We start from the raw sequence: 12,382 nt of genomic DNA, 5'->3' as shown, positions 1-12,382 counted from the left end.
GTTTAGAAGGTGTAGATCAATTGTTTAAACGAACGGATGATAATGACCTTCTGTTTGCCGATACGGCGTTCGGAAATTTTCTTCATATTCCCTGGATGTATCCAGATGGCGTCTAAACCGCTGGATGCGGCTCCTACCACATCATTGCGCCACGAATTCCCCACCATCACACTTTGGCTTGAAGCCGTGTTCATGGCCTTCAGAGCCCTCTCAAAAATAGCTGGGTGCGGTTTACGCGGACCGTCCTTCTCCGAGCTAAATAAGCGATCCTGGGTAATCCACTGGGTCAGCTTCATTTTGTCCAAATTATGTTGAAGTCTTCTCCGGTTTCCATTGCTAATAATAGCAAGCTTATAATTCTGAGATAAAGCCTCAAGCGTGTCCTCCACCCCGGGGAAAAGCGCAACAAAATGGTCTTCCTGTTCTTCGACCTGTTCAAAGAAAGCCCGGGTAAACGCCGTGCTGACATTCACAGGCAGCGGGGAAAGCGCCTTGCGTAAACAAATATGCCTAAGCTCATCAGGCGATATGGGGCTCCGAATCGGCGCTTTGCGGTGCCGGCTCCATTCCATTTTGTAACTCTGGAGAACGTCTTGGGTAGTGAAGAGCGTTTCGTCCGGCTCCCACCTCGCCGTATAGTCATTCATGACTTCCAGAAATGCCGAGTCAAAGCATTGTCTGCGATCCAGAATCGTATTATTCATATCGAAAAAAATAACCTTTTTGCGTGTTGGTGAGAAAAAAGGGCTCATTCGGAGATCCTCCTTCTGAAGACCGGAACATCGATTCATGCATTCCTTATATGTTTATGTGCGCTACCGTTTTTTTATTTTAATTTCGTATGCTATGATGAAGGAAGTATGTCTAAAATCGGGGTGCGAACTTATGGATAAGCTTATTATTATTGATGGTAACTCTATAGCGAACAGAGCTTTCTATGCTTTACCGCTTCTCAGTAATTCTAGTGGATTACACACGAATGCCGTTTATGGTTTTACAACGATGCTGCTCAAGTTAATAGAAGAAGAAAAGCCTACGCATTTTCTTGTTGCTTTTGATGCTGGGAAAATTACTTTCCGACATAAAGAATATACCGAATATAAGGGCGGACGGGCCAAAACGCCGTCTGAGCTCTCGGAACAATTTCCGCTCATCAAAGAACTGCTGAAAGCGTTCAAAATTCCGCAGTTCGAGCTGTCAGGCTACGAAGCTGACGATATTATCGGGACACTGACCAAGGCGGCGGACGCCAAAGGTGAAAAGGTGCTGCTCGTCTCCGGAGATAAGGATATGCTGCAGCTGGCTTCCGATCATGTCACAGTTGCGATAACACGCAAAGGGATTACGGAAGTTGAGCTATATAATCCGGCCGAAATCAAAGAGAAATACGGTCTTACGCCTGCGCAAATTATTGATCTCAAAGGACTTATGGGCGATACGTCGGATAACATTCCGGGTATTCCCGGTGTTGGAGAGAAGACTGCCCTCAAAATGCTGCATGAATTCGGTACCGTTGAAGAAGTGCTCGCGAATACGGCCAGCCTGAAGGGCAAAATGAAAGAAAAGGTCGAAGAGCATGCGAAAGACGCGATCATGAGTAAAGAACTCGCGACCATCTTCCGTGAAGTGCCGATGGAAACCGAGTGGGATACGTTCCGCTATGACGGGTTTGATGGACAAGCTTTGGCGGGCATGTTCCGCAAGCTGGAATTTAAATCTTTGCTGGAGAAAATGGATTTCGGCACCGTGGATTTGGAAGCTGCGGGTCAAGTTGTTGAAAGCATGGATGCCGTTGTTGTCACCGAAGCGAACATAGGAGAGCTGATTAACAAATTAAGCGACAGCGCAGCGATTCATGTAGAAGCGGTCGGCGAGAATCCGCATCAAGCCGTCAATGTCGGCGTTATCTGGTTTACTCACGAGGGGGACATCAATACATCCTATTACGTGCCTTTCGAGTTGTTAAAAGGGGAAGCGGGCGAGCCGCTGCGCGCTTGGCTGGCAGATGACACGAAGAAGAAGCAGCTTTTTGACCTGCACCGCTCCATTCTGGCTCTGGCTTGGCAAGGCATCGCACTCAAAGGTGTGGATTTCGACGTGTTGCTGGCTGCCTACCTGCTTGACCCGACAGAGTCAAACCTTAGCTTGAGCGGCCTGTCTGCGAAGTACAGCCTGCCGGGCCTCAAGGCGGACGAGGATGTGTTCGGCAAGGGCGCGAAATTCCGCCTGCCGGAGCTTGCTGCGCTTAGCGACCACTTGGGCCGCAAAGCAATGGCCACTGCACGCCTCGTGCCGGCGCTGGCGGAAGAACTGGAGAAGGGCGAGATGCACAGCCTCTTCTATGAGCTGGAGCAGCCGCTGGCCAGCGTGCTGGCGGAGATGGAGCTTCGCGGCATCGCGGTGGATGCCGAAGGTCTTAAGGCGCTCGGCGTTGATCTGGTGAAGCAGCTGGATGCGATCATGACCAGCATCTACACGCTCGCCGGCGTAGAGTTCAACATCAACTCGCCGAAGCAGCTTGGCGAGATTTTATTCGAGAAGCTGGGGCTGCCAGCTTGGAAGAAGACCAAAACCGGCTACTCGACGGATGCCGAGGTGCTGGAACGATTGGCGCCCTACAACGAAGTCGTCGGGCAGATCTTGCACTACCGTCAGCTTGCGAAGCTGCAATCGACGTATGTAGAGGGGCTGCTGAAAGAGGTGCGGCCGGAGACTGGTAAGGTGCATACTTATTACCGGCAGACGATTGCCGCCACAGGACGGCTCAGCAGCCAGTTCCCGAACCTCCAGAACATTCCGATTCGTCTGGAGGAGGGTCGTAAGATCCGCAAGGTATTCGTGCCATCCGAGCCTGGATGGTACATTCTTGCAGCGGATTACTCGCAAATCGAGCTGCGCGTGCTTGCGCACATCTCGCAGGATGAGAAGCTGAAGGAAGCCTTCCTTCAGAATATGGACATCCACACGAAGACGGCGATGGACGTCTTCGGCGTAGAGGAGAGCGCCGTCGACTCGAATATGCGGCGCCAGGCGAAAGCCGTTAACTTCGGTATTGTTTACGGTATCAGCGGTTATGGTTTGTCTCAGAATCTGGATATTACACGCGGTGAGGCTGAGAGGTTCATTGAACAGTACTTTGCAGTCTTTCAAGGCGTACGCAAATATATGGACGTTATTGTGGAGGATGCTCGTGAGAAAGGCTACGTCACGACTTTGCTGCAGCGCCGCCGGTATTTGCCGGAGATTACGCATTCGAACTTCAATCTCCGCTCCTTTGCCGAGCGGACTGCGATGAACACGCCGATTCAGGGAACGGCGGCTGATATTATTAAGCTAGCCATGGTACAAATGGCAGCTCGCTTGAAGCAAGAAGGCTTGAAGAGCCGCATGCTGCTTCAAGTACACGATGAGCTGGTCTTCGAGGTCCCGGAAGAGGAGCTCGAGACCATGCGCCGTCTGGTGCCGGAGGTCATGGCCGGCGCCTTGAAGCTGGACGTCCCGCTGAGCGCCGACGTGGACTTTGGCCTTACTTGGTATGATGCCAAGTAAGGCGAACCAATTACAAAAGAGGTGAACAACAGTGCCTGAGCTACCCGAAGTCGAGACGGTCAAACGCACACTAAACAACCTGATTACCGGTAAAACCATCGAGCAGGTTCAGGTCAGACTCCCGCGCATTATTCAGAAGCCGGACGATATTCAAATGTTCGAGGTTCTACTGCAAGGGCAGCAGGTTGAAACCATTGAGCGTAGAGGCAAGTTTCTGCGTTTTGTTTTGACGGACTATGTGATGGTCTCTCATCTCCGGATGGAGGGCAGGTATGGTCTGTACAGCAGTGAAGATCCGTTGGAATCTCACACGCATGTGCTGTTTCGGTTTACCGATGGCAGCGAGCTGCGGTACAAAGATGTGAGACAATTCGGAACGATGCATCTGTTCCCAAGAGGGGAAGAGCTTACGCAGGCGCCGCTGCATAAGCTGGGCTTAGAGCCGTTGGACGAAGGCTTCACTTTTGAAGCATTTCGGGATCGGATCGCCCATAAGAAAACGAAGATTAAACCGCTTCTGCTGAATCAAGAATATATTGTGGGTATCGGTAATATTTATGTAGACGAGTCTCTTTTTTTAGCCGGTATCCACCCGGAACGAGAGGCGTCCTCGCTTAGTAAGAAGGAGCTTATGCTGCTGCATGAGGCGATCATCCGGACACTCAGCGATTCCGTTGAGGTTGGAGGATCTTCGATCAAATCGTATGTCAACGGTCAAGGCGAAATCGGCTTGTTCCAGCATCAGTTGAACATTTACGGCCGGCAATCCCAACCCTGCAAAACATGCGGAAGCGAAATATACAAAACGGTCGTTGGCGGGCGTGGAACCCACATTTGTCCTACCTGTCAGCCGCTAAAGCGAAAGAGAATCCGAAAGAAGTCTGAGAAATAGGCACGTGAAGCCTGCCCTTCCCATATGATATGGAGTACTTAGCCCAGATAACCAGCTGATCATAAGCTTGTTATTCAGGTAAAACTCTTAGGAGGGGTAATATGCTTCCGGTGGTTTCTTTGCTCATTCTGGCTTTCGCAGTGTCATTAGATGGTTTCGGCGTTGGCGTCATGTATGGGTTACGCAAAATACGCATCCCATTTGTCTCCATTGGTATTATATCCCTTTGGTCTGGTATCATTATTTATAGTTCTATGCAAATTGGCGTTTTGATGTCTTCTTTCATGAGTCCATTGGTGGCTCAGCGCATTGGGGCTCTTATCTTAATCGGTATCGGAATCTGGGCGTTGGCGCAGCAAAGACAACAGAAGTCACAGGACTCTCAAGAGGCAGCGAAATCCGCTGAAGATCAAGTCTCTCTCAGCAGCGTTCCTCCTTCCGGCAATGAACCCGTCACGCTGGATACGCTGCAAAGGACGAAGGAAATTCTGAATATTGAACTTAAGCGTTTTGGTCTGGTTATTCAAATTCTGCGAACGCCATCCATTGCCGATGTGGATAAATCGGGTAATATTTCAGCTTCTGAGGCTACTTTGCTAGGCTTAGCGCTCTCTTTGGATGCATTTGGCGCAGGTATTGGAGCCGCCTTAATCGGTTTTGTTCCTTTGTTAACAGCCTCTGTCATTTCCCTTTCAAGCGGTTCATTTATTGCGCTAGGCTTGCGCATCGGTTTTCGTTATGCGGAAATGAGCTGGATGAAGAAGCTGTCCATCCTTCCGGGATGTGTACTTATTCTTATGGGTTTGTTGAAAATGTTATAGTGAAAAAGGAATACGCTTAGGAGAGATTTGCCTATGAATATCGGGTTAACAGGAGGAATCGCTTGCGGCAAAAGCACGGTTAGCGCAATGCTGGTCAGCCGCGGCGCTCTATTAGTAGATGCGGATCAAATTGCCCGCGATGTTGTCCAGCCCGGCAGCCCTGTTCTCGAACAGGTTGCTGCGCATTTTGGACAAGCTGTTCTTCAAGATGACGGCTCCCTGCATCGTAAAAAGCTTGGCGAGATTGTTTTTGACAACTCGGAGGCGCGCAAACAACTCGAAAGCATTTTGCACCCGCCTATTCGCAAGATGATTAGAGAGCAGATGGAAGCCTATGAAAGGCAATTTCCGGACAAGTTGGTTGTCGTTGATATTCCTTTATTGTTTGAATCTGACTTATCCTTTATGTTTGAAGAAGTTATGGTCGTGTATGTGCCGCGTCACATCCAGCTGGAACGCTTAATGCAGAGAGACGGCTTAACAGAAGTTGCGGCGAATAATCGAATAGATGCACAGATGTCGATAGAAGAAAAACGCGAATTAGCGGATATCGTGATCGACAACAGCGGTGCTTGGGAAGATACCTATGCTGAGGTCGAACGGTTTTGGCTAGGGAAGGGGCTTTCATGAAGTTTTTACGCAAAAAACGAGTCTTTGCCCTTTTGCTCGTTTGCTTCATTCTTGTACTCTTTATGAATAGCACTTTTATAGGAAGAAAGCTGTATCCGATCTATTTTGAGCAGGAAATTAGGCAAAGTGCGGCGAAGCACAATATAGATCCTTTTCTCATTGCAGCCATCATTCGGGTGGAGACGAATTATAAGCACCATTTGGAGTCAAAGAAAGGTGCCTTGGGACTTATGCAGTTGATGCCGGACACGGCGGAGTGGATTGTGGAATCTACGAATCCAGGGCCTCACACACAAGAAGATTTATTAAAAGCGGATGTAAACATTAACCTCGGATCTTGGTATTTGAGCTGGCTCAAAAAGCATTACAATGGAAATTTAATTTATGCGATTGCGGCTTATAATGCAGGACAAGGCAATGTGAATAAATGGAAGCAAGCGGACATCTGGGATGGGTCGGTTGAGCGGATTGACCAAATCCCATTCGGAGAAACGCGTCATTATGTTCAGCGAGTCATCTATTACTATGAGAAATACACAAATCTATATTCGGATCAATGGGAGCACACATAAGCCTCTACAAAACAAAGAAGCATTGGACTAGCTCCTTTTGGGGGCTAGAGTCCAATACTTCCTGTTTTGCAGATTCAGCGGCATACTCTATCCAAGATTACTTGAATTGACCAGCCAAAGATTGTTCTGCGATTTGCACCAGGCGACGAGTAATGTGACCACCGATGGCACCAGTGTCACGAGTAGCCATATTACCGTAGTATCCATCTTGTGGGATAGAGATACCAAGTTCTTGAGCTACTTCGTATTTCAACTGATCCAACGCTGCGTTAGCTTGAGGAACAACTAGCGTGTTGCTGTTTCCTGCGCTCATGTCTGTTCACCTCCTTGTCGGTTGGTACTAGTATTGTGTGCACTTCTTTAATCTTCATGACATGTAACATATGGTAATCAATCAGAAAGAAAAGAAAGGAGAGATAGCGAATGAAGTGTCCGTTCTGTGATTATTCCGGTACGAAAGTGCTTGACTCACGTTCAGCTAATGAAAACAAATCGATCCGCCGCCGCCGGGAATGCGAGAAATGCGCGCGAAGATTTACTACCTTTGAGATGGTGGAAGAAACACCGCTTATCGTGATTAAGAAGGATGGAAGCAGGGAAGAATTTAGTCGTGAGAAAATATTAAGGGGCTTAATTCGTGCCTGTGAGAAGCGCCCGGTTTCCATGGAGAGGCTGGAGATGCTCGTATCTGAAGTTGAAATGCAGCTTCGAACAACGGCTCATGCGGAAGTTGACAGTTTAGGCATTGGCGAAATCGTCATGGAACAACTGTATCCGGTCGATGAAGTGGCGTACATTCGCTTCGCCTCCGTTTACCGGCAATTTAAAGATATCAACATGTTCCTGAAAGAGCTGACGCAAATATTGGGAAAGCATGATCCCGGTCTGCTCCGGGACAAATAACGAAAGCCGGTTCTGATTCGTTCTTCCGAACGAGCTCAGATCGGCTTTTATTTGTTACAACTAAACTTTAAACCTTAAATCTGACAAAATATAAGAAAAAGACAGCGGGAATTCCGCTGTCTTTTTGCTGTTATATCCTTAAAAAGGCTTGGTGATGCGATTCTTACGAATTTAAAAAAAATAATTCTATAGACATCAACCGACTGCATTTTTGTATCCATTCATGCATAATTCTGTTATTGAGCACGTTTGTCCAGTTCATTCTTCAGAAAATGAATAAACCGAATCGATTCATCGGGGGTTAACAGGTTGTTATTAAATTTAAAGGAGAACATGTTCAAAATATCACTCTCTGGCAGATGAAGATTAGCAATTAAATGTTCTACATCCAAACTCATGCTACCATCTAACACAATTTTTCCCATCATTTCAGCTCCTCCTAAGTCATTCTTCATTAATCGGACGGAGGCTGTTTTGGCAGCTGGCTGACATTTTGGACATGAAATAGGATGCCAAATTAGCCCCTGTAGCTTTGCGTCACCACTTTTCAATGGTTTTGCCTTTGTCGTACCGATTAATGTTTGTAAGAAAACTATATCACATTTTAACGGGAAAGTTTCCATTTATTACATCTATTCGAAGGATGGTTGAAGCATATGTCCGTCAAATCTAATCCAAAACAAAATTATTTTTATGAATTAGATATTATGAAGATAGCAAGCTCATTAGGTATTGATCAAGATCGTTTGCTAGCTTATGTGTACTCGAACATGGAGGTCAGTAAACGGAAAGAGGATAGAACGGCACAGTCGGCGATTAGCGTAGAGGACCATACCTGAAGAGGATGATGAAACAAAGAGCACTGCAGCCATTAAGCGGCGGCAGTGCTCTATTACGAAGAGGGGAATGGATTACACCATTATTTTGCAAATGTCATTCGTGAATTCAACCGGATCTTGAAGCGGCAAGCCTTCAATTAAAAGTGCTTGGTTGTACAGAAGGGCTGTGTACAGATTCAGTTTTTCTTTATCTTTCACAAAAGCGTCCTTCAGCGAGCCGAAAACTTCATGATTCAAGTTGATTTCCAGAACTTTTTCCGCTTTGACATTCGGATTATTCGGCATAGCATTTAAGATCTTTTCCATTTCGATGGTCACTTCACCGTCAGTGGACAAGCATACCGGATGCTTTTTGAGACGCTTGGATGCTTTGACGTTAGTGACTTTTCCAGACAATAAGCTAGTCATATAGTCAAAAAGCTCTTTGTTGTCGTTCTTGTCCGCTTCGCTCTCCGATTTGTCGTCCGCTTCGATACCGAGATCGCCGCTGGAAACGGATTTGAACTCTTTTTCCTTGTAGGTCATGATCATTTTGATTGCGAATTCATCGATATCGTCTGTGAAGTACAGGATTTCATAGCCTTTATCGGTAACTAGCTCTGTTTGTGGAAGCTTATCGATGCGTTCCATCGATTCCCCGGAAGCATAATAGATGTACTTCTGGTCTTCCGGCATTCTAGCAATGTACTCATCGAGCGTGACCAGCTTTTTCTCTTTGGAAGAGTGGAACATCAACAGGTCCTGCAGGACCTCCTTATGAGTGCCATAATCGCTGTAGACGCCGAATTTCAGCTGACGGCCGAACGATTTGTAGAAGAGCTCATATTTCTCTCTTTCATCCTTCAGCATAGCTTGCAGTTGGCTTTTGATTTTGCTTTGAATGTTTTTGGCGATCAGTTTTAATTGACGGTCATGTTGCAGCATCTCTCTGGAAATGTTCAGAGACAGGCTTTCGGAATCGACCATCCCTTTCACGAAGCTGAAGTAGTCCGGAAGCAGGTCCGCGCATTTGTTCATGATCAATACGCCATTGGCATACAGTTCTAAGCCTTTTTCGTATTCCTTGGAATAATAGTCGAAAGGCATATTTTCAGGAATAAAGAGAATCGCTTGGTAGACGACAGCTCCGTCCGCGCTAACATGAATATGTTTAAGCGGCTTATCGAAGCCGTAATGCTTCTCATGATAGAACTTCTCGTAATCCTCAGGCGTTAATTCGCTTTTGTTTTTTCTCCAGATCGGCACCATGCTGTTCAGCTGCTGCTCTTCTTGATAATCCTCGAACTCATTTTCACTGCCTTCTTTGAGTCTTTTGCCGGCAATGTCCATTTTAATCGGGTAACGGATGAAATCCGAGTATTTTTTGATGATGGCTTTTAAACGATACTCGTCCAAATATTCATCGTAGTTGTCATCCTCGGTGTTCGCTTTGATTTGCAGGACAATTTCTGTACCTACGGAATCTTTGGCGGTTGGTTCGATCGTATAGCCGTCAGCGCCAGTGGACTCCCATTTGTATGCCGTGTCGCTGCCAAGCGCTTTACTTGTAACTGTAACAACATCCGCTACCATGAATGCGGAGTAGAAGCCTACGCCGAACTGGCCGATGATATTGTGGCCGTCTTTGGCTTCGTTTTCTTTTTTGAATGCAAGCGATCCGCTCTTCGCAATGATCCCCAGATTGTTCTCTAGATCTTCCTTCGTCATTCCAATCCCTGTATCGCGGATGGTCAGCGTTCTGTTTGCTTTGTCAGCAATGACTTTAATGAAGTAGCTATCTTTGTCAAATACCAACGAGTCATCTGTCAAAGCTTTGTAGTAAATTTTGTCGATGGCATCGCTGGAATTGGAGATGAGCTCTCTCAAGAAGATTTCTCTTTGCGTATAAATGGAGTTAATCATCATTTCTAATAGTCGTTTGGACTCAGCCTGAAACTGTTTCTTTTCCACGGATTAGATCTCCTCTCAATATGTAACACTGATTCAATATTAGCACTCTAAGTCTTTGAGTGCTACACATTATTTTTATAACATCCCGGTAATTTAATGTCAATCGCTATTCGTATTTGCGGGTAAAGCAAATGAAAGAAAAATGCCGTTGCTCCCTTGCACCCAGAAGTGCTTAAGAGAAACGGCATTTATTATTTCATAGCGCCAGCTGGGCTGGATTTCAAAGCCACTGTTGATTTCCGGTGATGAAGTACGTAATACAATAGTGCCGAGCAGGCGACAACGACTCCAGCCACGAAATACATCGTGTGATAGTTTGTTTTCGACGCTACTAGGCCAAGCACATACGAGCCGATGCCATACCCGGTGTCGAAAAGGAGGAAGTAAGTGCCCGTAGCAAGCCCTCTGCGGTGAGCAGGCGCCGCTTGGATGGCGATGGTTTGGAAGCTCGGAAGCATGGCGCCGAAGCCAAGTCCAAGCAGTCCGCCGGCAACCAGAAATGGCACAGGTGATGATATCAGGCTAAGTACAATCATTCCCACTGTGAACAAAACAACGCCGGGGTAGACTAAGCCGTTAGGTCCTGAACGATCGAACCATTTGCCGGTAAAAGGTCTGGAAATGACAATCATCAAAGCGAACACCATGAAGAAGTAGCTCGCATAGCTTTCCAACCCGTTTGCTTTGGCATACACGGAGAGAAACGTTGTGATGGCTCCGTAGGAGAAGGCGAGCACGCTGCCTGTTAAAGAAATCGGGATTGAGCGCGGCTCCACGAATTTTCTCCAGCCTTTTTCGGGTTTCGCTGACGGCTGTACGACGCGCCGCGGAATACGAAGTGACAATCCGAACAAAAGGGAGAGCACAGAGAAAACAATACATACGCCAAACAGAAGCGCATTGTTGTGAGATTGCATAATCGTTAAGCCAAGAAACGGTCCGACAACCATCGCTAAGCTCATGAAAAGGCTGAAATAGCCGATTCCTTCCCCCTTGCGACGGTCTGGTACCAGATCAATAGCTACCGCTCCGGCAGCTGTTGTCGCCATCCCGAAGCCGATGCCGTGAAGAAAACGTATGGCAAGGAGTACGCCATAGTGATGAATGAACGGATACATCGCAGTACAAATCATAAAGAGTGCAAGCGCGAAAGAAATAATCTTCTTCCGGTTCCATTCATCCATCCATTTACCGGTTAAAGGCCGTAAGATGACGGTAGAAATAATAAAGATGGTCATGACGAGTCCAATTTGCTGTTGTCCGCCATGCAAGGTATCTGTGACAAAGATAGGCAGTGTTACGGCTAGAATATAAAAGGTCATGAATAAAAAAAAGCTGCTGAGACATACAGCAACAAAATCGCGGTTCCACAATTTCTGATCGGTAATCACGGTGACTCCTCCACTTCCTTGATACGTGCATTGGCTTCTTGGGTGATTTGAATGAGCAGCTGCCTCAGCTGAGAAACTTGTTCCTCCGTGAAGCCGCTCAGGAGGGAGGCGATAACCTTCTGCTCAATCGGGGTCAGGATGTCATTCATAGCTCTGCCCTGATCCGTAATGAACGTTAGAAAGGAACGGCGATCCTGCTCATTTGCCCGGCGCTCAACCATGCCTTTGCGTTCCAATTGGTCGAGGATACGAGTAATATTCGTTTGATCCTTTTCTGCGCGAATAGCCAGCAGCTTCTGCGTAATGCCGTCCTCGCACGCTAAACGATGCAGCACGACCCATTGTTCGGTGGTCATGTCATAGGGCTGAAATTGATGGCTTAAGAGCTGTGTCATCCGACGCCCGGCATGATTCAAAATAAACCCCAAAGAAAGAGCTAACTGCATGTCAAACACCCCCTTCGAAAATTAGTTGCTATAGCAATTATATTCTTGGCAACTACATTCGTCAATCATTTTGATCTACTGGGTGTTCGGAATTCAAGAGAATGAACCGTGATTTTAGTATGCCACCAGGAGTCTTTTCATAAAATGAAATTTATTTTGAAGCGAATTGAATAACATGTTCAAGATCGGACATACTAAATTTCGACGGTGATTCAGAGAGGTGTTGTGTCGCATACAATGTAGACGAAATACCAGGGAAGTTGTTTTTGAATCTACCGTAAAGCGAGGAGATGTGCCGCAGGCCATTAATGTAGTCATAAACTGCAGGAATGTGATGAGGTAGTTACCGAGCAATAGTAGCGTTCAAGGCAAAAGTACCATCAATTTGT

13 protein-coding genes and 1 riboswitch are annotated in these 12,382 nt (G+C 46.8%); of the genes, 7 read left to right on the top strand and 6 right to left on the bottom strand.

What is annotated here, in order from left to right:
* Positions 1-2: 2 nt before the first annotated feature.
* The gene (locus J2Z65_RS13580; RefSeq protein ID WP_167060823.1) at positions 3-752 is read right to left on the bottom strand and encodes an HAD family hydrolase; all 750 of its coding nucleotides are present in this window, start codon (positions 750-752) and stop codon (positions 3-5) included.
* Between the two features lie 133 nt (positions 753-885).
* Between J2Z65_RS13580 and polA the strand changes: the two genes are divergently transcribed.
* The 5 genes from polA to J2Z65_RS13555 all read left to right on the top strand — a co-directional run bounded on the left by polA (position 886) and on the right by J2Z65_RS13555 (position 6,464).
* Positions 886-3,549 carry a DNA polymerase I gene (gene polA, locus J2Z65_RS13575; RefSeq protein ID WP_167060818.1) on the top strand — a complete coding sequence of 888 codons (2,664 nt, stop codon included), beginning with the start codon at positions 886-888 and terminating at the stop codon, positions 3,547-3,549.
* Positions 3,550-3,580: 31 nt separating this feature from the next.
* Complete coding sequence (gene mutM, locus J2Z65_RS13570; protein ID WP_167060814.1) at positions 3,581-4,441, top strand: DNA-formamidopyrimidine glycosylase; 861 nt, start codon at positions 3,581-3,583, stop codon at positions 4,439-4,441.
* Positions 4,442-4,542: 101 nt separating this feature from the next.
* Entirely contained in the window at positions 4,543-5,262 is a 720-nt protein-coding gene (locus J2Z65_RS13565) for an MntP/YtaF family protein (protein ID WP_167060810.1), read from the top strand.
* A 33-nt stretch (positions 5,263-5,295) separates the two neighbouring features.
* Entirely contained in the window at positions 5,296-5,892 is a 597-nt protein-coding gene (gene coaE / locus J2Z65_RS13560) for a dephospho-CoA kinase (RefSeq protein ID WP_167060807.1), read from the top strand.
* Positions 5,889-6,464 (top strand): lytic transglycosylase domain-containing protein, encoded by a 576-nt coding sequence (locus J2Z65_RS13555; RefSeq protein WP_167060803.1) that lies wholly within the window; start codon positions 5,889-5,891, stop codon positions 6,462-6,464. The genes coaE and J2Z65_RS13555 overlap by 4 nt, the downstream gene beginning before the upstream one ends.
* 97 nt (positions 6,465-6,561) lie before the next feature.
* Here the strand turns inward: J2Z65_RS13555 and J2Z65_RS13550 are convergent, their stop codons facing one another.
* Positions 6,562-6,777 carry an alpha/beta-type small acid-soluble spore protein gene (locus J2Z65_RS13550; RefSeq protein ID WP_127458075.1) on the bottom strand — a complete coding sequence of 72 codons (216 nt, stop codon included), beginning with the start codon at positions 6,775-6,777 and terminating at the stop codon, positions 6,562-6,564.
* 110 nt (positions 6,778-6,887) lie between these two features.
* Between J2Z65_RS13550 and nrdR the strand changes: the two genes are divergently transcribed.
* Complete coding sequence (gene nrdR / locus J2Z65_RS13545) at positions 6,888-7,367, top strand: transcriptional regulator NrdR (RefSeq protein ID WP_127458074.1); 480 nt, start codon at positions 6,888-6,890, stop codon at positions 7,365-7,367.
* 236 nt (positions 7,368-7,603) lie between these two features.
* On the opposite strand, the gene J2Z65_RS13540 is transcribed toward nrdR, so the two are convergent.
* Entirely contained in the window at positions 7,604-7,795 is a 192-nt protein-coding gene (locus tag J2Z65_RS13540; protein WP_167060798.1) for a hypothetical protein, read from the bottom strand.
* A gap of 45 nt (positions 7,796-7,840) precedes the next feature.
* Positions 7,841-7,938: riboswitch (cyclic di-GMP riboswitch) on the bottom strand.
* A gap of 85 nt (positions 7,939-8,023) precedes the next feature.
* Between J2Z65_RS13540 and J2Z65_RS13535 the strand changes: the two genes are divergently transcribed.
* Positions 8,024-8,206 carry a hypothetical protein gene (locus J2Z65_RS13535; protein ID WP_167060794.1) on the top strand — a complete coding sequence of 61 codons (183 nt, stop codon included), beginning with the start codon at positions 8,024-8,026 and terminating at the stop codon, positions 8,204-8,206.
* A gap of 72 nt (positions 8,207-8,278) precedes the next feature.
* Here J2Z65_RS13535 and htpG read toward each other — a convergent pair whose 3' ends face one another.
* The 3 genes from htpG to J2Z65_RS13520 form a co-directional block, all read right to left on the bottom strand.
* A complete protein-coding gene (gene htpG / locus J2Z65_RS13530; protein ID WP_167060791.1) occupies positions 8,279-10,156 on the bottom strand; it encodes a molecular chaperone HtpG in 1,878 nt (625 codons plus the stop codon).
* Positions 10,157-10,347: 191 nt separating this feature from the next.
* Positions 10,348-11,544 carry an MFS transporter gene (locus J2Z65_RS13525; RefSeq protein ID WP_167062668.1) on the bottom strand — a complete coding sequence of 399 codons (1,197 nt, stop codon included), beginning with the start codon at positions 11,542-11,544 and terminating at the stop codon, positions 10,348-10,350.
* Positions 11,544-11,993, bottom strand: coding sequence for a MarR family winged helix-turn-helix transcriptional regulator (locus J2Z65_RS13520; RefSeq protein WP_167060788.1), 450 nt, complete (start codon positions 11,991-11,993; stop codon positions 11,544-11,546). Before J2Z65_RS13520 ends, J2Z65_RS13525 begins: the two co-directional genes overlap by 1 nt.
* Positions 11,994-12,382 lie beyond the last annotated feature (389 nt).

The sequence above is a fragment of the Paenibacillus aceris genome (genome assembly GCF_017874035.1).
GTDB lineage: Bacteria > Bacillota > Bacilli > Paenibacillales > NBRC-103111 > Paenibacillus_E > Paenibacillus_E aceris.
Note: the sequence above shows the minus strand (reverse complement) of the source record. Positions and strands in the feature narration are given on the sequence as shown.